The organism is Aliiglaciecola sp. NS0011-25, from assembly GCF_040370605.1.
In the GTDB taxonomy this organism is placed as follows: Bacteria; Pseudomonadota; Gammaproteobacteria; order Enterobacterales; family Alteromonadaceae; genus Aliiglaciecola; species Aliiglaciecola lipolytica_A.
This window is the reverse complement of sequence record NZ_BAABWR010000004.1, coordinates 78,539-99,023: the sequence shown is the minus strand read 5'-3', so window position 1 is coordinate 99,023 and position 20,485 is coordinate 78,539. Positions and strand designations below refer to the sequence as shown.

Genomic DNA, 20,485 nt, shown 5'->3' with positions numbered 1-20,485 from the left:
GAATAAAATTCTAAAGGTCGTTAAAGGGCTTGATATCTTCTATACTCAGAAATGCTGAAGCAGCTGCGCGTTGAATTAATTGTTCGCAGATTGATTTACTCGTGACTCTACTTAATTCTCAATAGGAGCAATGTGATGAGCGACAAAAAATGCCCATATCAACCAACAGACCTAACTACCAATGGTGGAGCGCCGGTTGTTGATAATCAAAATAGTCTGACGGCTGGTAAGCGCGGCCCTGTGCTAGCCCAAGATCTTTGGTTAAATGAAAAGCTTGCGAATTTTGTGCGTGAAGTTATCCCAGAGCGCCGAATGCATGCTAAAGGTTCTGGTGCATATGGTACTTTTACGGTTACCCATGATATTAGCCAATATACTCGCGCAAAAATATTTAGTGAGGTAGGCAAAACAACCGAAATGTTTGCACGTTTTAGTACGGTAGCAGGTGAACGTGGAGCTGCCGATGCTGAACGTGATATTCGCGGTTTTGCCTTGAAGTTTTATACCGAAGAAGGGATTTGGGATATGGTTGGTAATAATACCCCTGTATTCTTTTTACGTGATCCTCTCAAATTCCCAGATTTGAATAAAGCGGTTAAACGAGATCCTCGCACCAATATGCGCTCTGCTACTAATAATTGGGATTTTTGGACGTTGCTGCCAGAAGCCTTGCATCAAGTTACTATTGTGATGAGTGATCGTGGTATTCCAGCTTCGTATAGACACATGCATGGCTTTGGCTCGCATACTTACAGTTTTTGGAATGACGCCGGTGAGCGATATTGGGTCAAATTCCATTTTCGCACTCAACAAGGCATCAAAAACTTAACTGATGCGGAAGCCGCTGAAGTTGTCGCTATGGATCGGGAAAGCAATCAAAAAGATCTTTACGAGTCTATTGAGCGAGGGGATTTCCCTAAGTGGAAGATGTATGTGCAAATTATGCCAGAAATAGAAGCTGATAAAGTTCCTTACCATCCATTTGATCTCACTAAAGTGTGGCCAAAGGGCGATTATCCACTTATTGAGGTAGGTGAATTTGAGTTGAACAAAAATGCTGAAAATTACTTTGCGGATGTTGAACAAGCGGCATTTGCTCCAAGTAATTTAGTGCCAGGGATTAGTGTATCACCTGACCGCATGCTGCAGGCGCGTTTAATCAACTACGCGGATGCTCAGCGTTATCGAGTGGGTGTTAATCATAATCAGATTCCTGTTAACAAACCGCGTTGTCCTGTAAATAGTAATGCCCGTGATGGTGAAGGCCGTGTAGATGGCAACTATGGTGACAAACCACACTATGAACCTAATAGCTTTAATCAATGGCAGGAGCAGCAACAATTTGCTGAGCCACCTCTTAAAATCGATGGTTATGCTAAACGCTATGATTTTCGTGAAGATGATGATGACTATTTTAGTCAGCCACGTTTATTGTTTAATTTGATGAATGACGAACAAAAACAAGCGCTTTTTGAAAACACGGCTAGACAAATGGGGGATATTTTTGATTTTATCAAATATCGTCATATTCGAAACTGTAACCAGTGTCACCCAGCCTATGGAGAGGGCATTGCTAAAGCCCTAGGATTAACGGTAGAGGATGCAATAAAAGCACGAGAAGCGGATCCTGCTCTTCATTTACCTAGCTGTTTATAAATAACTGTTTTTTGCTCAATAACAAACACCGTTTTTAGCGGTGTTTTTTTACAATTGGACAGGCATAATTTATTTTTTACAATTGGACAGGCATAATTTATTTTTTACAATTGGACAGGCATAATTTATTTTTTACAATTGGACATGCATTTTTTACAAAAAAAATAAATAGACAAAAAAATAAAAAAAATAAATAGACAAAAAAATAAAAAAAATAAATAGACAGTCATTACAAAAATAAATAGACAGTCATTACCAGTCATCTGTCATTACCAGTCATCTACTGATTTGACGAGATAAATTAACGCTTAGGAGCAATTTAATGGGTGCGGAAATTAGAATTTTTGAGAAAAATAGATAAAAACTGGTTTTTACGCTGCTATACCCGATTGAAATTCAGCCGTCGTACCGCATTTCATCTGCGGGGACCTTTAAGCCATAAATTTAGGTTTTTTGAGCTATTTTAAGCTTCATTCTAACCGTATTTCTGTCGACGTCGGCGTTTATAATTCTTGAGGGTATTGATTTGACCTGCGGCCATACTAAACGATGTTTCAAAACTTGAGAATAAACATTGCCAGGATTTTTCATCCAAACCAAGTCGTTGTAAAATGGGGGATTCATCAATATCTATTGAGCCACTTTTGTTGGGATGCAGGCTACGTCCTGACAGGTCGACTAATTTTAGATAGTCGATGAGATTAAATGTCAGTCCAGGTGGTTGAGGTTGTGTAGGATTGCCCACAAAAGGCATCAAAGTTGTTGGCTGTTTTCCTTTTTTGAAATCGCGTATGCGTCGTTTAATACTCGTGTGCTCTGAAGTTTCAGGAGTACTGGCTAACTTGGCACGGATAGGATTTAAGTCCACATAAACCATACACGCCGCTACTGCGTGCTCATCTAATAAAGCTTGAGATTTAAAGCGTCCTTCCCAGAAATGGCCAGTGCATTGGTCTTCGTGGTTGGCTTTTCGCGCAATGGGCTCGTTAAGCTCTCGCATAAACCAACTGATATCGGTCAAGCGCTGTCGATAGATGGATAACGTAGCGTGTAAAGTGGTCCGCTGCGCATCGGTGAGCAGCGGCGAATCGGTACTCATGAACTTTTGGGTTAACAATGTTCCCTTGTGGAGTTTATGCCATCTTGAACACACTTGTTTATCAGTCCAGTCATTGGCTTTTTCTACATTCACATGCAATACCACATGGGAATGGTTGCTCATAATAGCAAAGGCACAGACTTCAATAGCAAAGACAGTGGACAAAAACAGTAACCTATCTTCAACCCATTGACGGCGATGCTCGAAACTTTTTCCTGTGAATTTATCTTCCCCGCACAAATATGCTCGGCGTACACAGCGAGAAACGCAGTGGTAGTAGGGTGTATCTGTCAAACAGATTTGACGCTTCCTTGCTAAGGGCATTGTTCTTCCTTATGAACCTTATACCTATAGCTTAGTTGATAGTGTCAAAGTGCTAGTCTAGTTTGTGGCTGTCTAAATACGAGATGCCTGTCTAAATACGAGATGTTGTGGCTGTCTAAATATTAGATATTCCTAGTCTACTCCTTTACTGGAATGTCTTGGAGTAACTTTATAATTGCGCTGTTGTTGTTCAGGTTAGCTAAATCTATTAGGTAGCTTTTTTCGAGTTCTTGCATTGGATGTCCACAGATAAGATCTTTTATGGTTTGAACTTCACCATTTACAATTGCGGTTTTAAGGGCTGCAAAGTGGGCAATGCTATTATCATTTTGATTCGATGTGCTAGATGTCATTTGTTGTCCTCCAATTTATATTCAAATATTAACCTAGCATATCAATCTGTGTATTAACAATTTCCTCTTCATGCCTTACGACGCATATTCTCAAACAGAGATGGTTCCCAAGGTCGCATTGCCATCAGTATGCCCATGTGTTGACGCTTCGCTAGCGGTAACGCGGCATCTTCTTGGTTGAGGTCAGATGCTTCTTTCGTGAGTTGGTTTAATTTACGCTGAATTATTTCTATTGATGTTTGTGAATATCTACCACGGATATATAACCTAAAATTCCATATTTCATCTTTTTTTGGAGCCATAAACTTAACCATGACTTCTTGTTCCATGAACTTTTCCAAAGGTCCACCCGGTATCCATCTGAAGTCTTGAGCGATTAAGGTCTTATAATGGTTATTGGGCAACAAACTGATAATTTTAAGCTTGTCCAATTTCGCTAATAGACGAGTGCATTCGAATTGATCAATATCGTAATGTTCAATTAACTCATTATAAGTCCACGAGTCCCGCACACAAACTGCCACTAACAATAGTTTAGGGTCAGCGAGTAATTGTTTTTCCTGCTCAACTGTTAGCTGACTGAGTTTGTCTGTTTGTTGTTGGGCAACAGAAAATAGATCGGATAGTGATATTTGTAGCACATCGCATATTTCTTCTAAACGCTCCAATGTAAAACTGTTGGTTGAAAATATACGTTTTATATTGGCCTCACTCATGGCTAATTTCTGAGCTAGATCGCGATAGGTAACTTGTTGCTGTTTTAAAAGTTGCTTGAGTGTTTTGCTAACTAGTCCAATTTGACTCATGGTTACTCTTTAGTATTGAATTAATAAACTATTGGTTGAGTTTTAGTATACATAAAACAACTTTGTTTACATAGGGTATACCTTTTTACTATTGTTTATCTCGTTCACAACAAACAGGAAAAACAATATGAAACGTTTAACAACTGCATTAATTATTATTTTATCGGCGTCATCGCTAAACGTATATGCAAATGGATCCGCTCACCATAGTGGTCAAGCGAGTAAACATTCTGCATTGGCAGCATCAGAAGGCGTAGCCTCTACAGCGAAAGTGGCAAGCGTTGTGATGGTAACGCCGGTGATTGTCGCCGGTGGCGTGAGCTTAGTCGCTGGAAGTGTTGTTGCCGAAGCCGGAGACGCATTGAGTGATAGCGCAAGAGCTTCACACGCGACTTCTCATCTCCAGCATCAACATACGTTGGTTATAACAGAACATACAATCACCGCTGATCCTGCTCCAATCCAGGTGATTAACGAAAAATAAATTAAAACTAGCAATATGAGTCTTGTCATTAAAGTTATTAGGAGAGTAGGGAAATGAAAATTAGCGCATTGTATATATTCATCGTTGTTAGCATTTTTAGTTTTACCGTGCCCAGTGCTTTGGCGGGAAGCCAAAGTGATGCACCCAATCAGCATGAGCCCGAAGAAATTGTAAAATTCGCTAAAGATGTTGAAAAATATGCGGCATCAAAAGGCGCTCGAGCATTTATCATCGCCAGAGTAGGCAGACCAGAGAAAGATTTGCCTAAAGGAATTAAGTTCACGCATACCGCCATTGCCTTGTATTCAAATATCACCTTAGATAGTGGTGAAGTTGTGCAAGGTTATGCAATTCATAACCTTTATCAACAAAACGGAAAAGCGGATAAAAGTGAGCTAGTCGTTGACTATCCCGTAGACTTCTTTTGGGGAGTACATGAGTTATCTGCAGGAATTTTAATTCCTAATATGGAAGTTCAACAGAAATTAATAGACTTGATCGGTTCAGGTAAAGATAAAACCTTGCATAACCCAAACTATTCGGTCATTGCTAATCCGTTCAATTCGATCTTTCAAAATTGCACTGAGTATACACTCGATTTGCTTAACTCGGCTATTTACAACACTCAGGATGTCGCGCAATTAAAGGTCAACGCAAAAGCACACTTTCAAGCACAACGAGTGAGAACCAGTCCATTTAAATTACTATTAGGATCTATGTTTATGGATGATGTCACCACCAAAGATCACAGTGGAAAAGTATATACCACTACGTTTACAACCATTGGTCAGTATCTACGTCAAAATGAACTAGCCAGCGAATTTGTTACTTATTCAGCATCTGGAGACATAAACACATTGTAAAGTATAATATTAATAAACTTTAAGGCTTGAAATAATCAACATTTTATAACTGGGTTTATCATTAGTGTTTTTGAAGGCAAACTACATTCATACTTTCAGCAACACTCGAAACAAGTGAGAATAATCATGACAACACAAACGTTAAATACTGCATTACAAGCTCCAACTAAATCTTATACTTATGCCGGGGTTGCAGCATTAATCATTGGCATAGGGGCTTACGGTGTGGGACTTTTTAACGCACAAATGTTACTCAATGAAAAAGGCTACTATTTGATAACCTTACTTTATGGTTTGTTTTCAATAGTATCATTGCAAAAAAACGTGCGAGACAAAGCTGAAGGCATTAACACTTCTTCAATTTACGGAAGCCTATCTTGGATATCAACAGGGTTAGCCATAGCACTGTTGGTGATTGGGTTGATTAATGCTGATTTATTATTAAGTGAAAAGGGATTCTACGCTATGGCATATACATTGAGTTTGTTTGCTGCTGTTACGGTTCAGAAAAATGTTCGGGATAAACAAGCTGCGACAAATGAAGGAATTGAAAATACCGTGAAAAATAAACAAACCTCAGAATTAGCCGCAGAATAATCTGCGATCTAGCAAGGTATTAAAGCCTGTTTAGTCACTAAACAGGCTTTTTCAGTTTATAACTCTTCAACTCTATATGACGTGGTAATGTTCACATTACCTGCTAACATCAACATCACTGAACAATATTTTTCACATGATAGCTGCACCGCGCGAGCTAAATGTTTATCACTTATTTTTTCACCGCTAACCACATATTCGGCATGAATATCTGTAAATACTTTCGGGGCTGATTCGGCGCGAGTGGCTTTGAGTTCACATCGACAACTACGTAAAGGCAGACGAGATTTTTTCATGATCTCCACCACATCAACTGAAGAACAAGCACCTACCGATAATAAGACAGTTTCCATCGGAGTTAATTGCTCGCCATTTCCGTCTAATTGAAGGGTTTTTCCTGAGTCGGTTTCACAATCAAACAGCATATCTTTTTGCCAGGTAACAGTCGCCTGCATTACATGTTCCTTATTCATATCGTAAGAGCTTTACTTTACGAGAGTGATTTTATTTTTGTCGATTAAAATTCGTTTTTGCTTAAACAATGAGCCTAGCGCTTTTTTATAAGCATTTTTACTGGCGCCAAAACGCTGAGTTATTTCATGAGGTGGGCTTTTGTCTGTTAAGGTTGAAAGACCGTCATGGGCAATCAAATCGTCGATGATCAAATCGGTTAACTCTTTTCTGGCGCGCTCACTATGGAATTGAAAACATAAATCTATTTTGCCATCTTCGCGAATGCGTTTCACAAAACCTTTCATCTTTTGGCCAGTACGAATTGGTTTAAAGACCTCATCTTTAAAAATCAAACCGAGATGGGTACCATTAATTACGGCTTTGTAGCCTAAATCAGTGCGGCCACAAATAATTAAATCTGCTTCTACGCCGGCTTTAAGGTCGTGGCCGTCCTCGGTTAAAAAATCACGAAGCTTGGTGGATGCAGCAAGTCGTCCAGTTTCCGGATCCTCAAAAACATATACAACGTATTCGATACCTTCTGACATTGGTCGTTCTTGTTCACTAAACGGCACCAATAGATCTTTTTCCAATCCCCAATCTAAAAATGCGCCAACACGGGTCAGGCTTTTTACTTTTAGTACCGCCACTTCATTTACTTGGGCGAGGGGAATTTTTGAGGTCGCAATAATACGATCTTCGCTGTCATGGTAGATAAACACATCGACCATTTGACCTACTTCACAGCCTTCAGGGGCAGAGCCATTTGGCAATAAAATACGCTCTACTTGCGAACCATCGAGATAAAATCCAAAGGGTAATTTGTCAACCACTTCTAAGTGATTCATTTTTCCAATTTGTAGCATACACCTGACTTTTTTTAAGAATGAAGTAAACTAGCGAATCTCGGTCGTGATCTTGGTGAAAATCTTCATTTGGAATTCGCCTTAGATCATCATTATATCTGAATTTACTAGGAGCAATAAGCGCTTGATCAAACTAAATTGTGACTTAGGCGAAAGTTATGGCGCGTGGCGCATGCCACATGATGATTTGATCATGCCATATGTTGATATGGCAAATATTGCCTGCGGTTTTCATAGTGGCGATCCGCAAGCCATTCAATCAGCCATACAATCCGCTAAAAAACATAATGTAAAAATAGGGGCACACCCTTCCTATCCAGACTTACAGGGTTTTGGCCGTCGGAGTATGGCGCTAACTGAAACTGAGCTTATTCCACTCATGCATTATCAAATAGCGGCATTAGAGGGCATGGCAAAACTACAATCTAAAACCGTTGATTATGTGAAACCTCATGGCGCTTTATACAATGACATGATGGCCAGTAAAGGTTTATTTGAGACAGTTTTAAAAGCCCTGAGCAGTTATTCCGAAAGATTAATATTAGTTATTCAAGCCGTGTCTAATTGGCAATCCTATCAACAATTAGCTGATCAATATAAAATTGAACTTCAATATGAAGCCTTTGCAGATAGGCGTTATGCAGACACGGGCTTACTGTTATCCCGCGCTAAACCTGGCGCAGTGTTGCAGTTAAATGATATGTTTTCGCAAGTGAGAAGAATGGTTGAGCGTCAAGAAGTGGTATCTGCTACTGGACAAATTTTACCATTAAAAATTGATACTCTGTGTGTACATGGTGATAGTGCAGGGGCAGCAGAGGCTGTTAAACACATACGTGAATTATTGTCCTAATGTTTCCGATTGAACCAATCAAAATAGATGTCGCCAGCGAAAATGCGCTTATCGTGTATTTTGCAGGGGCAACATTGAATCGTAAAAATCAACAGGTGAGTATGTTTGTGCATTTATTGGAACAAGCAAATTCGCCTTGGTTGTTAGATGTGATTCCTGCTTACCACTCTGTACTGATTACCTTTGATATTTTGCAAACCGATTATTTTGCAGTAAAAGCTCGAATAATCGAATTGGTGAAAGCTTTAAAAGATGGCCAAACAAAACAAATATTTGCGAACCAAGAGACGAACATTGTGGAGCTGCCCGTTTGTTATGGGTTGAGCGAAGATAACGATTTGCAGCGGATCGCGGACCACAATCAGATCACGGTCGAACAAGTTATTCAGTTTCATCAACAAAATAGTTATCGTGTTTATTGTTTAGGGTTTTCTCCTGGTTTTGCATTTCTAGGAGAAACCGATGAAAAAATCGCAACGCCTAGACTAACCACTCCTCGCAAACAAGTGCCTAAAGGTGCTGTGGCTATCGCTGACAGACAAACTGCTGTTTATCCAAATGTCTCACCGGGTGGATGGAATATCGTCGGTGTGTGTCCATTAGCGTTATTTGTTCCAGAGCGAGCTTCACCATCGCCTTTTAAAGTGGGTGATACGGTTAGATTTAAGGAAATTAGTGAACACAAGTATTACCAGTTGTTGGAGGCAAATAGGTGACTGACTTTGTTGAGGTAATAGCGACCGGATTGCAAAGCATATTAGTGGATTCAGGTCGCAGCGGTTATCAGCACCTTGGAATTACCACAGGCGGTCCAGCAGATCGTCGTAGTTGCTCGTGGGCTAATTGGCTTTGTAACAATCAAAATATAGCCGCCAGCATTGAAGTCATAGGTTGCGGGTTTAGCCTCAAAGCACATTCTTATTGTGAAGTGGCTATTACCGGCGCAGCAACACAGATCACGATTAATGGCCTAAGTTATAGTCCTTGGCGCAGTTTTGCATTAGATGCTGGCGATTCTTTAACGATTAACAAAGCGGATAATGGACTGCGTAGCTATGTTGCAATCCAACAAGGTTTTCGAGTCCCAGAAACATTTGGGAGCTGTACAACAGTCACAAGAGATAGGTTAGGGGGATTAACTCAAGACGGGCAACCTTTGAAACAAGGCGATCGAATTGCATTCTATAGTCAAACTCATGCCATTCACCCCGTAACCGCAAAAATCGCTCCTATTGAAGCACAAAGAAATGCTATTGTTGACCCTTACAGTGAATTGACCTTGCGTTTAATCGAGGGTTATCAAATTGATGATTTTACACCTACGGCACTTAAACAATTTTATCTTAATCAATATGTTGTAAGCCCTGACTCAAGTCGGATGGCCACCAAATTAACGGGTAATCCTATCAAAGCGCCGAACAAGCCTATGTTATCTGAAGGTATTACCCGAGGGGCTGTGCAAATTCCTCAACAAGGTTTACCAATTATAATGTTGGATGATCGGCAAACTGTGGGAGGCTACTTTAAAGTCGGTAGTGTGTTATCCATTGATTGTGATTTATTGTCACAAGCAACACCTGGTTGCAGAGTCACTTTTTCACCAATTGATATTCATACTGCGCACAACTTGGTTAATTTAGCTGAGGTTAAGCACGCAAATCTGTTCACTCAAATTAATCTTAATTAATACATTTTTGGCCAGAATATGACGGAAACAATTGTATACCTAAACGGTACTTTTATGCCTCAAAGCGAGGCAATGATATCTCCATTAGATCGTGGATTTTTGTTTGGTGATGGGATTTACGAAGTCATACCTGCTTACGATCGCAAAATGGTCGGTTTCACTCCGCACATTGCACGTTTGCAAACGAGTTTATCCGCTATTGGCATTACACTAGATTGGTCTGTCGACAAGTGGCGTACAGTACTGAATGAATTGTTGGAGCACAATAGTGGAGATAGCCTAGCGGTTTATATCCAAGTGAGTCGTGGTGTCAGTCCAAAACGTCAGCATGGATTCCCAGATAATGTTAAGCCCACAATGTTTATGATGTGTTATGCCATAAAACCACCGGTTAACTATGATGATTCTGATAACAAAGGATTAGCCTTAGTCAGTCAACAGGATCTGCGTTGGCGTCAATGTCATATTAAGTCTACGTCTCTACTGGGTAACGTTTTGCATTATCAAAGTAGTCAAGATCATAAAGTAGATGAATGTTTACTTTACAATGAAAATAAGCAGATTACTGAAGCATCCTCATGTAATGTTTTTGTGATGAAAGACAAACAAATTTTCACTCCGCCGTTAGACTCTCAATTATTACCCGGCATTACTCGCGCGATCGTACTAGATTTATTAACCACTCAAACTAACTACCAAGTTTTTGAGCAGAATATTAGTCTACAACAAGCCCGTTCAGCTGATGAAATATGGTTAACCAGCTCGACCAAAAATATCGCTCCAGCAGTGAGTTTAGATGGTGAAGCAATAGCAGATGGAAAAATTGGTGAAATATACAAAGAACTAAACCTGTTATTTAATAAATTTAAATACGATTACTGATTTCTAATTTTAATCGTTAGACATTCCCTTTGCTGTAGGACAGGTATACTTAATGAGTCGCCCCACCGAAATTACTATTGATTTGAACGCGTTAGTGGCTAATTGTAATTATGCAAAATCACTTTCTCCAGACAGTCAGACTGTCGCTGTAGTTAAAGCAGATGCCTATGGTCATGATGCTGTCGAAATCGCTAAAGCGCTGCAACAGCATGTGTCAATGTTTGCCGTTTCTAGCCTTGAAGAAGGTCTCGAATTGAGGCAGCAGGGCATCAAACTACCGATTCTGTTATTGGAGGGCTGTTTTCACCAAGAAGAACTATTTATTGCGTGTAAACAAGGGTTTAGTGTGGTTACGCATAACCAGTTGCAGTTGCAGATGTTACAAAATTTGAATGCTGAAGAAGCGGTTGAAGTGTGGTTGAAAGTTGATACAGGTATGCATCGGCTTGGATTTCAACCTGAAAATGTAACTGCTATTTTTAGCCAGTTAAAAAGCACTAAGCAGGTTAACAACGTGGTGCTTATGACGCACTTGTCAGTGGCTGATGAAATCGATAACCACTTTACCAGCTCTCAACTAAAGAAATTTATTGCTTGTTGTGAACAATTAGAAGGTAAATTTTCAGAGACAATTTATACCAGCATAGCGAATTCGGCTGGGATAAAAGCATGGCCGTTAGCCAGAGGAACATGGAATCGTCCGGGGATTATGTTGTATGGCGTGTCGCCATTTATGTCTAATCACGATATGCAGCAACAACTAATACCAGTTATGACGTTAAAGTCAAAGGTCATTGCACTGCGAAATGTTCCGCAAGGTGAAAGTGTAGGCTATGGCAACACTTGGAAAGCCGAACAAGAGTCTGTAGTGGCAACAATCGCTGTGGGGTATGGTGATGGTTACCCCCGCACAGCTAAGCTTGGAACACCGGTACTGGTGAACGGTCAAAGGGCTAAGCTGTGTGGCAGAGTGTCTATGGATATGATCACGGTTGATGTTACCGGATTGCTAGATATAGAAGTTGATTCTGACGTTGAATTGTGGGGAAAAAGTTTATTGGCTAACGAAGTTGCAAGCTGGGCAGATACCATTGGTTATGAATTGGTAACGCGGATGCCTAAACGAACCCGTCGCCGAATCATTAACCTATAGAAGATTGAATTTCTACTTCAATCTTCTAATTAAGATTACATGTCTTCGTCACAATTCCCATCGGTGCACTCACCATAAAGATACAAGCTGTGATGAGTTAACTTCATTTTGTTCTGACTAGCGACTTCGTCTTGACGTTTTTCAATAATCGGATCTTCAAATTCGATTACTTTGCCGCATTTTAAGCAGACTAAATGATCATGATGTTGTTTGTGGCTAATTTCAAATACAGACTTACCGCCTTCAAAGTGGTGTCTATTCAAAATTCCCGCATCATCAAACTGATTCAAAACACGGTAAACAGTCGCTAAACCTATTTCTTCACCTTGCTCAATCAATAATTTGTATACGTCTTCAGCACTAATATGTTGGTTCGCAGGTTCCTGCAAAACCTCGAGGATTTTAAGTCGTGGCAGGGTAATTTTTAGCCCTGCTTTTTTTAATTCTTTATTTTGATCCATCTGTTTTTCTAAACGATAATTGGTGAGTTCATTATAGGGAAGTAATTCAAATATGAAAGGGATAGCGAACAAACTAATCACTAAAGGGATTAAATATTTCAATTACATCAACATTTTTTTAACATAGCGTGCTTTCTGAACAGATTTACGAATTTAAACTCACAAACTGAGTGCTTGTCCAAATGTTCTATACTGAATTATTTCAAATTGAAAATTACGTCAAATTTAATATCCATTCTTGATTAGAAGGGATAAATCGTTTGGCTAAGTTTAGGATTCGATATGAGACTAAATGTAGTAGGTAAGATTATTGCTGGTTTCGTTTTGGTCGGTTGCGTGATGGTGGTCACCAATATAGTGTCTTATTTTGGATTGGCTGATATTCGTGATTCCGCGCAAAGTGTAGTGCAACAGAAAATGCCGGTGCAAGCCAACATGTTGCAAGTTCAAACCGGAATTTTGTCACTGGCTACAATATCGACAAATGCTTATTTTGAACAATCCATAAAGCAATTGCAGAGTAATCAACAAACCTTCGATCGGTTGTCCACAGAGTTCACGGTTAACCTCAAAAACCTTAATCAAATAATTGGTGAAACAAATACTGCGTTTCAACTAGGCGCACAGCATGCATCCGCGTATGTTACACAGTCTAAGAATATGTACCAAGCGAGAGTTCAACAGCTGTTATTGACAGCAGAGATCGACCAAAACGCGGCTAATATTATTGCTGTGGCTGACGAAACTAGTGCGCTATTGGGTGACTTAACCTTCTTAGAAGGGGATGCTCCCAATCTCGATATCTTGATTGGTACGGCGATTAATGCAGACAATAAAATTATGCCGTTATTTAGTGCAATAAAAGAGTACATAACAACCAATAACACTGAAATAAGTGAAACGATTAAAGGGGATATTGAATTTACCTTAAGTAATGTAGCAGTCGATATTGACTATTTAAATAGATTATCAGAAACAGTAGACACCCAAGGTTACATTGACGGGCTGAATGCACAATTCTCACAATTACAAAAACTACTGTTACAAGATCCCGGTTTATTCTCAGCTCAACAGGAAAAAATTTCGTTACTTGTTAAAGCAAAAGATTTTAATGTTATTGCCAATCAACATTTAGATAGCGCTAAACAACACTTTTCGACGGTTTTTTCCGAAGTTAACCAAGATACTTTATTAGGGCAAAATGCCATTATCGAAACGGTTAACTCTAACATTTGGAAAGGTCTTATATTTTTAGGTGTTGCTGTTGCTGCGGCAATAATCTTTGGAAGCATAACGACGCGCAGCATTGCAGCACCCATAGCAAGAATTAATCGTAGTTTAGGACTAATTAGTAGCGGAGATTTAACCCATAAGGCGTATTCAACCAATCAGGACGAATTTGCTATATTGGCAACCAACGTTAATAAAGTCACTGAAAGCTTGCGTGCGGTTGTTGAAAAAATTCTATTGCAAGAAGCGTCGTTAGAAAATGCCATGCAAACAACCGCTAATTTGAGTGAACAAACGTTAATTCAAGTTGAGCAGCAAAAACAACAACTCAATTTAACCGCCGCTGAAACCAATTCTATTCGACAAGCGAGCAAATCTAACACGCAACAAATTCAGCATGGTATGCATCAATTGCAACAGGTGAGTAAACAAAGTGCCAATGTGAGTAAATTAGTTTCTTCAACTCATAAGCAAATATCTGAACAAACTCAACAAGCAGAGCAATCCTCTACCATTATTCATCGATTAGACGAAAACAGTAAAAAAATTGGCAGTATATTAGACGTGATTAAAACAATTGCACAGCAGACCAATTTATTAGCATTAAATGCCGCAATTGAAGCTGCAAGGGCAGGTGAGCAAGGGCGTGGTTTTGCAGTCGTAGCAGATGAAGTGCGTACACTAGCAAATCGTACCCAAAACTCGACGGCCGAAATTGAAGCTATGATTGAAAGTTTGCAGCTTGATGCAGAGCAAGCTGTCAAAGCGATTAGCAGTGGTAATGAATTTGCCAAGCAAAGTGAGCAGCAAATTTTTGACGTGGCACAACAAGTAACACAAATAAATGAAACCATAGATAGTTTACGAAAAATGAATCAAGAAATTGTTAGCTCTACTTTGGAGCAGGATAGCTTGTTTGAGAAAATTGCAATTAAACTGAACAATGTCGTCGATTTGGCTGAGAAAAGTGCGGAATCTACGCATTCTTCAACCGCGTCAAACCAAACATTAACTGATTTGATGGTTGAAATGAAAAAGGCAGTTAGTCAGTTCAAGTTGTAAACGGGGTTGTTTAAACCCCTTGTTGTGCGAGGCACAACAAGGGGACGACTTTACAAGTACATTCAACACTTTGTTGCCGTGTTGATAAAAGGATAAATAATTCTAGTAATTTATGCCAGCTCAGACAAACAAAGCTCTTCGTGAATCTGTTTGCACCAGTCTTTCACTCGCTGCTCGGTTAGCTCTGGTTGACGATCTTCATCGATGCCAAGCCCAACGAAGTGTTCGTCGTCTGCCATGCCTTTAGATGCTTCAAAATCATAACCTTCACACGGCCACTGTCCTACCAAAATCGCACCTTTGGCTTCCACAATATCCCGTATCATACCCATCGCATCTAGAAAGTATTCAGCGTAATCTTCTTGATCGCCACAACCGAAAATAGCGACTAGTTTGTCGTTAAAATCAATTTCTTCCAGCTCAGGAAAAAAATCATCCCAATCACATTGAGCTTCGCCGTAGTACCAGGTAGGGATCCCGAATAAAAGTAAATCGAATTCGGCAATGTCTTCTTTACTGCTTTTAGCAATATCATGAACATCAATGAGATTCTTACCCAGTTCTTTTTGGATCATTTTCGCAACATGTTCTGTGTTGCCTGTATCACTTCCAAAAAATAAACCTACACTTGCCATTCCAACTTTCCTTTACTTAACTAATTCGATGCCTAATTATATTAAATGCCACTGTTTTCCCAAAAGATCTGGATCAAACCTTTAGCAATAAATCCGGCTGCACCTAAAAATAAAACAAGATAAACAACTGCTCGACCAAGGAAGGGCACATTGTTCTTTTTTAATACATCGTGTATCGCAAACCCCATAAGGGCAAATAGCGCGACCAAAGTCAGGTTTAACACGATTGCCTCTATTTGCTCATAATATTCATTTAGCATCGTAAAACCTTCAGAATAAAAAAACGCGCAGAATATACCACACAAAGTGACGCAAGCGAATTACCCACAAGTATCATTTTGCAAAAAATCGCTGACTAAACGATTAAAGATGACTGGTTTTTGTGCATGTAACCAATGTCCAGCTGAACCAATCACTTTTGCACGGCTATTTGGAAACAATGCGCTAATGGCAGATTTGTGTTCAGGTAAAATATAGTCTGACTGACCACCTTTAATAAAAAGTACCGGTACCGAGCAAACATTATCACTGCTAATTCCTTTAGAAATTGCGGGGTAATCCCGTTGCAGTAACTGTAAGTTAAAGTCCCAGCGCCAGTTACCATCAACTTGTTTTAAACTTTTTAATAAAAATTGACTTACACCAGGCTCTTTTAAATATTCAGACATCACAGCATCAGCATCACCTCTTGACGTTATACTTTTTAAGTCAACGGCATTTAATGCTTTAAATACATTCTGGTGGCGAGGTGTATAGCTCACAGGAGCAATATCAGCAATGACTAACTTGTCAATTAGTTGCGGGTTATCGAGGGCTATTTTCATGGCTATTTTGCCGCCTAAAGAATGCCCTAAAATGGATACTTTTGTTATGTTCACAGAAGCTATTAACTGTACAATTTTGTTAGCATAGCTAGTGAATGAAAATGCATCAGTAAAAGCCGATTTACCATGGTCAGGTAAATCGATACTCAAAACATTGTGACTGTCCTCAAGTGCTTTTCTTACCATAGACAAATTATCTAGGCTGCCAAATAGGCCATGTAAAAGCACTAAATAAGGTTTTTCAGCTTGATTGCTGCTTAAATGATAATTAATAGATTGCATAAGTGTTTAGATAGGGATAATTGCTTGCTAAAACAAGCAATTTAATTGAATTAATTGCACATAGCCAGAAATTAGCCACATTCTGACTATGTGTTTAACAGATTACTTACATATTAGGGTAATTAGGTCCTCCTGCACCCTCAGGTGTTACCCAAACAATATTTTGCGTAGGATCTTTAATATCGCAGGTTTTACAATGCACACAATTCTGCGCATTAATTTGCAGCTTTTTGTCACCCTCAGGGCTGTCAATAATCTCGTAAACGCCAGCAGGACAGTATCGTTGCGCCGGTTCATCGTATTTCGGTAAGTTTATGACGATGGGAGTTGCCGGATCTTTTAAACGCAAATGGCAAGGCTGATCTTCTTCGTGATTGGTATTCGATAAAAATACTGATGAAAGTTTATCGAAACTAATTACGCCGTCAGGCTTAGGGTATTCAATTTTCGGAAATTCACTGGCTAAGCCTATAGCGCCATGATCAGTAGTCGTATCTTTAAGCTTAAAGAGGACTTTACCACCAAGGAAATTTTGCTCAAACGTATTGTAAGCACCCCCTAAAAAGGTACCAAACTTGTGTAATGCAGCGCCGAAATTCTGTGAACTATAAAGTTCTTTGTACAACCATGAATTTTCGAATTTTTGTGCATAGTCGGTTAAATCTTGACCCACTTTATCTTGGCTGATTGCCTCAACAATGGTTTCAGCGGCAAGCATGCCCGATTTCATCGCTGTGTGATTTCCCTTTATTTTTGCAAAGTTAAGGGTGCCAGCATCACATCCTACAAGGATCCCCCCTGGAAATGTCATTTTGGGAAGGGAATTATATCCTCCTTTAGCAATTGCTCTGGCACCATAGGAAACCCGCTTACCACCTTCTAAATATTGCTTTAGCACTGGATGCTGTTTAACTCTTTGGAATTCGTCAAAAGGACTCAGGTGTGGATTCTTGTAGTTAAGATCAATAATGATCCCCACTAAAACTTGGTTATTCTCTGCGTGATATAAATAACTTCCACCGGTTTCGCTATTGAGTGGCCAGCCAGCAGTGTGAACCACCAAACCTTCTTGATGTTTGCTTGGGTCGATATCCCAGATCTCTTTAAAGCCAATACCATAATGTTGAGGTGCTTTGTCTTTATCGAGTTCAAACTTAGATATCAGTTGTTTGCCCAAGTGACCACGACACCCTTCGGCGAAAACTGTGTACTTTGCTCGTAATTCCATGCCAGGCATATAGCTGTCTTTGTGTTCGCCAGAAGCACTTATGCCCATATCGCCGGTGATAATTCCGCCCACGCTGCCATCTTCGTTGTATATTATTTCTGAAGCGGCAAAGCCTGGAAAAACCTCTACGCCCAATTGTTCCGCTTGATCGGCTAACCAACGGCATACATTCCCCATACTAACGATATAATTACCTTGGTTGTGCATGGTTTTTGGGGTCATGAAGTTAGGTAATTGCGTCGCTGAGCTTTGATTCTTTAAATAGTAAATGTGGTCCTCAGTGACTTTTGTGGTCAGAGGGGCCCCTCGGTCATTCCAATCAGGAAAAAGTTCGTCCATAGCTTGGGTTTCGAAAACCGCACCAGAGAGAATATGGGCACCAACTTCTGAACCTTTTTCAACTACACATACCATTAACTCTTGTTCATTTTGTTGAGCTAATTGCATAATTTTACAAGCAGTTGATAGTCCGGCTGGCCCAGCACCTACAACTACAACATCAAACTCCATCGATTCACGTTCCACGGGTTTCTCCCCTTATAGATATCTATTAATTAAAGAAATAAACAATTAAGTAACTATCACCCACAGTTACCAAAGTTGATTGATACTATTCATCAAGTATATAGTTTGCATCAACCAAAAAGCAGGTCCTGAAAGTACCTTTTAACCTGCCATTAAAGTCAATTAAATCAATATCTTACTTGGCAATTTAATCTTGGTTTTTGGGCGAAATTAAGCTTGAAAAATAGCGCTTTTTATTAACATTAACATAATAAAACTTAAGCTCAAATGGAAATAATGACCTACAATTTATAACCAAAATACGGGAAGCCAGATTTGTAACTTTGATAACACTTAGTTGACGCTTAGGTAAACAGCCAGTAAATTTACGCAACCTTACAAATACGCATAATTTGCGTTATAACTTCTCTACACTTTATATCTGATTAGAGGTAAACATGAAAATTTTAGTGCCGGTTAAACGTGCCATTGATTACAACGTAAAAGTACGCGTTAAAGCCGATAACACAGCGGTTGATTTGACCAACACAAAGATGTCTATTAATCCGTTCTGTGAAATCGCAGTCGAAGAAGCGGTTAGACTAAAAGAAAAGGGTATTGCCACTGAAATCGTGGTGGTTTCAATTGGTGATAAAGCCTGCCAAGAACAAATAAGAACCGCTTTAGCACTAGGTGCAGATCGTGGAATCCAAATTGATACCAGTGAAACGCTAGATTCTTTACAAGTTGCTAAACTTCTATCAAAAGTGGTTGAAGAAGAGCAACCAGGCTTAGTTATTCTAGGTAAACAGTCTATTGATTCGGATAATAATCAAACCGGTCAAATGTTAGCTGCGCTAACAGGTATGCCACAGGGTACTTTTGCATCTGTTGTGGATGTGGATGGTGATAAAGTAAAAGTGACCCGTGAAATTGACGGTGGTTTACAAACTGTTGAATTGAATCTTCCAGCGGTGGTGACTACAGATTTACGACTCAATGAGCCACGTTATGCAACGTTGCCTAATATTATGAAAGCAAAACGCAAACCTATCGATGTTAAAGCGGCTGATAGTTTTGGTGTAACGCTTACGTCGAACGTTAAAACGTTAAAAGTAATGCCGCCAGCACAACGTAAAGGTGGTATTAAAGTAGCTGATGTAGCAGAGCTCGTCGAGAAATTAAAAACAGAAGCGAAGGTGATCTAATGGCTGTTTTAGTATATGCAGAACACGACAATGAACAACTAAAATCTGAAACTCACAAGTTAGTTAATGCGGCCAGTAAAATGGGCGCAGATGTGGTTGTTTTGGTTGCAGGACAAAACTGCACAGGCGTAGCTGAACAAGCAGCTAAGATTGCAGGAGTAAGTAAGGTGCTATTGGCAGATAACGCTGAATACGCTCATCAGTTAGCTGAGAATATTGGCGAGCTGGTCACAGAGTTAGCTGCTGATTATTCTCATGTGATTGCAGCCGCTACCACCACCGGCAAAAACTTTATGCCTCGTGTAGCTGCACTATTAGATGTCGCACAGATATCTGATGTTATTGCTGTTGAAAGCGAAGATACCTTTGTCCGTCCTATTTATGCCGGTAACGCAATTGCTACGGTACAAAGTAGCGACAGCAAAAAAATACTCACAGTTCGAGCTTCAGCATTTGACGCTGCAGAAGAAACAGGCTCAGCTGCTGTCGAAGCAATTGATAATGTGAAGACTTCTGAAAAATCATCATTTGTTAGTGCTGAATTGACCAAATCTGAACGTCCTGAATTAACTGCCGCTGAGGTCATTATTTCAGGTGGTCGCGGAATGCAAAATGGTGAAAACTTCAAGTTACTTGAAGGTATCGCTGATAAATTAGGCGCTGCAATTGGTGCATCTCGTGCTGCTGTAGACGCTGGCTTCGTACCAAATGATATGCAAGTTGGGCAGACGGGTAAAATCGTTGCTCCTCAACTGTATATTGCGGTGGGCATTTCTGGTGCCATTCAACATTTGGCGGGTATGAAAGATTCAAAAGTCATTGTTGCTATCAACAAAGATGAAGAAGCGCCGATCTTCCAAGTTGCCGACTACGGTTTAGTGGGAGATTTGTTTGATGTGTTGCCTGAGCTAGAAGCGGCACTTTAGACTATATAAAAATTATAAAGGCAGTCTGCTGTGAAGCAAAACTGCCTTT

General features: G+C 39.8%; 22 protein-coding genes. 12 read left to right on the top strand and 10 right to left on the bottom strand.

What is annotated here, in order from left to right; all coding sequences use genetic code 11:
* Nucleotides 1-135 precede the first annotated feature (135 nt).
* Nucleotides 136-1,656, top strand: coding sequence for a catalase (locus tag ABWV72_RS04820; protein WP_353369040.1), 1,521 nt, complete (start codon nt 136-138; stop codon nt 1,654-1,656).
* A gap of 475 nt (nt 1,657-2,131) precedes the next feature.
* Here the strand turns inward: ABWV72_RS04820 and ABWV72_RS04815 are convergent, their stop codons facing one another.
* The 3 genes from ABWV72_RS04815 to ABWV72_RS04805 all read right to left on the bottom strand — a co-directional run bounded on the left by ABWV72_RS04815 (nt 2,132) and on the right by ABWV72_RS04805 (nt 4,238).
* Nucleotides 2,132-3,079 carry a transposase gene (locus ABWV72_RS04815; protein WP_353369038.1) on the bottom strand — a complete coding sequence of 316 codons (948 nt, stop codon included), beginning with the start codon at nt 3,077-3,079 and terminating at the stop codon, nt 2,132-2,134.
* Between the two features lie 137 nt (nt 3,080-3,216).
* Nucleotides 3,217-3,432, bottom strand: a complete 216-nt coding sequence (locus tag ABWV72_RS04810; protein ID WP_216047526.1) for a hypothetical protein — start codon at nt 3,430-3,432, stop codon at nt 3,217-3,219.
* A gap of 68 nt (nt 3,433-3,500) precedes the next feature.
* On the bottom strand, nt 3,501-4,238 hold the full coding sequence (locus ABWV72_RS04805) for a helix-turn-helix domain-containing protein (protein ID WP_353369036.1): 738 nt from the start codon (nt 4,236-4,238) through the stop codon (nt 3,501-3,503).
* A 127-nt stretch (nt 4,239-4,365) separates the two neighbouring features.
* Here ABWV72_RS04805 and ABWV72_RS04800 point away from each other — a divergent pair, with 127 nt between their 5' ends.
* The 3 genes from ABWV72_RS04800 to yiaA all read left to right on the top strand — a co-directional run bounded on the left by ABWV72_RS04800 (nt 4,366) and on the right by yiaA (nt 6,182).
* Nucleotides 4,366-4,722, top strand: a complete 357-nt coding sequence (locus ABWV72_RS04800) for a hypothetical protein (RefSeq protein WP_353369034.1) — start codon at nt 4,366-4,368, stop codon at nt 4,720-4,722.
* Between the two features lie 53 nt (nt 4,723-4,775).
* Nucleotides 4,776-5,585, top strand: coding sequence for a DUF2145 domain-containing protein (locus ABWV72_RS04795; protein WP_353369032.1), 810 nt, complete (start codon nt 4,776-4,778; stop codon nt 5,583-5,585).
* A gap of 126 nt (nt 5,586-5,711) precedes the next feature.
* Nucleotides 5,712-6,182, top strand: a complete 471-nt coding sequence (gene yiaA, locus ABWV72_RS04790) for an inner membrane protein YiaA (protein WP_353369030.1) — start codon at nt 5,712-5,714, stop codon at nt 6,180-6,182.
* Between the two features lie 56 nt (nt 6,183-6,238).
* Here yiaA and ABWV72_RS04785 read toward each other — a convergent pair whose 3' ends face one another.
* Both ABWV72_RS04785 and ABWV72_RS04780 read right to left on the bottom strand, forming a co-directional pair.
* Complete coding sequence (locus tag ABWV72_RS04785; RefSeq protein WP_216047521.1) at nt 6,239-6,637, bottom strand: OsmC family protein; 399 nt, start codon at nt 6,635-6,637, stop codon at nt 6,239-6,241.
* A 30-nt stretch (nt 6,638-6,667) separates the two neighbouring features.
* Nucleotides 6,668-7,483, bottom strand: coding sequence for a CvfB family protein (locus tag ABWV72_RS04780; RefSeq protein ID WP_342804507.1), 816 nt, complete (start codon nt 7,481-7,483; stop codon nt 6,668-6,670).
* Between the two features lie 145 nt (nt 7,484-7,628).
* Between ABWV72_RS04780 and ABWV72_RS04775 the strand changes: the two genes are divergently transcribed.
* From ABWV72_RS04775 to alr, 5 genes are read left to right on the top strand one after another with little or no spacing between them, the layout of a single operon-like run.
* A complete protein-coding gene (locus ABWV72_RS04775) occupies nt 7,629-8,354 on the top strand; it encodes a 5-oxoprolinase subunit PxpA (RefSeq protein WP_216047531.1) in 726 nt (241 codons plus the stop codon).
* The gene (gene pxpB / locus ABWV72_RS04770; RefSeq protein ID WP_353369027.1) at nt 8,354-9,070 is read left to right on the top strand and encodes a 5-oxoprolinase subunit PxpB; all 717 of its coding nucleotides are present in this window, start codon (nt 8,354-8,356) and stop codon (nt 9,068-9,070) included. The genes ABWV72_RS04775 and pxpB overlap by 1 nt, the downstream gene beginning before the upstream one ends.
* On the top strand, nt 9,067-10,041 hold the full coding sequence (locus tag ABWV72_RS04765) for a 5-oxoprolinase subunit C family protein (protein WP_353369025.1): 975 nt from the start codon (nt 9,067-9,069) through the stop codon (nt 10,039-10,041). Before pxpB ends, ABWV72_RS04765 begins: the two co-directional genes overlap by 4 nt.
* An 18-nt stretch (nt 10,042-10,059) precedes the next feature.
* Nucleotides 10,060-10,923: an aminotransferase class IV gene (locus tag ABWV72_RS04760; RefSeq protein WP_353369023.1), complete on the top strand. Its 864-nt coding sequence runs from the start codon at nt 10,060-10,062 to the stop codon at nt 10,921-10,923.
* Between the two features lie 52 nt (nt 10,924-10,975).
* Nucleotides 10,976-12,076, top strand: coding sequence for an alanine racemase (gene alr, locus ABWV72_RS04755; protein ID WP_353369021.1), 1,101 nt, complete (start codon nt 10,976-10,978; stop codon nt 12,074-12,076).
* A 35-nt stretch (nt 12,077-12,111) separates the two neighbouring features.
* On the opposite strand, the gene fur is transcribed toward alr, so the two are convergent.
* Complete coding sequence (gene fur / locus ABWV72_RS04750; RefSeq protein ID WP_216047515.1) at nt 12,112-12,537, bottom strand: ferric iron uptake transcriptional regulator; 426 nt, start codon at nt 12,535-12,537, stop codon at nt 12,112-12,114.
* A gap of 282 nt (nt 12,538-12,819) precedes the next feature.
* Here fur and ABWV72_RS04745 point away from each other — a divergent pair, with 282 nt between their 5' ends.
* The gene (locus ABWV72_RS04745) at nt 12,820-14,829 is read left to right on the top strand and encodes a methyl-accepting chemotaxis protein (protein WP_353369019.1); all 2,010 of its coding nucleotides are present in this window, start codon (nt 12,820-12,822) and stop codon (nt 14,827-14,829) included.
* 110 nt (nt 14,830-14,939) lie between these two features.
* Here the strand turns inward: ABWV72_RS04745 and fldA are convergent, their stop codons facing one another.
* The 4 genes from fldA to ABWV72_RS04725 form a co-directional block, all read right to left on the bottom strand.
* A complete protein-coding gene (fldA, locus tag ABWV72_RS04740; RefSeq protein ID WP_216047513.1) occupies nt 14,940-15,464 on the bottom strand; it encodes a flavodoxin FldA in 525 nt (174 codons plus the stop codon).
* 41 nt (nt 15,465-15,505) lie between these two features.
* Nucleotides 15,506-15,724, bottom strand: a complete 219-nt coding sequence (locus ABWV72_RS04735) for a DUF2788 domain-containing protein (protein WP_216047512.1) — start codon at nt 15,722-15,724, stop codon at nt 15,506-15,508.
* 60 nt (nt 15,725-15,784) lie between these two features.
* On the bottom strand, nt 15,785-16,570 hold the full coding sequence (locus ABWV72_RS04730) for an alpha/beta fold hydrolase (protein ID WP_353369016.1): 786 nt from the start codon (nt 16,568-16,570) through the stop codon (nt 15,785-15,787).
* Nucleotides 16,571-16,676: 106 nt separating this feature from the next.
* A complete protein-coding gene (locus ABWV72_RS04725) occupies nt 16,677-18,323 on the bottom strand; it encodes an electron transfer flavoprotein-ubiquinone oxidoreductase (RefSeq protein WP_353369014.1) in 1,647 nt (548 codons plus the stop codon).
* Between the two features lie 437 nt (nt 18,324-18,760).
* On the opposite strand from ABWV72_RS04725, the gene ABWV72_RS04720 reads away from it, so the two are divergent.
* On the top strand, nt 18,761-19,510 hold the full coding sequence (locus ABWV72_RS04720; protein WP_216047510.1) for an electron transfer flavoprotein subunit beta/FixA family protein: 750 nt from the start codon (nt 18,761-18,763) through the stop codon (nt 19,508-19,510).
* Nucleotides 19,510-20,436, top strand: coding sequence for an electron transfer flavoprotein subunit alpha/FixB family protein (locus ABWV72_RS04715; RefSeq protein WP_342804499.1), 927 nt, complete (start codon nt 19,510-19,512; stop codon nt 20,434-20,436). Before ABWV72_RS04720 ends, ABWV72_RS04715 begins: the two co-directional genes overlap by 1 nt.
* The last annotated feature ends 49 nt before the right edge of the window (nt 20,437-20,485 follow it).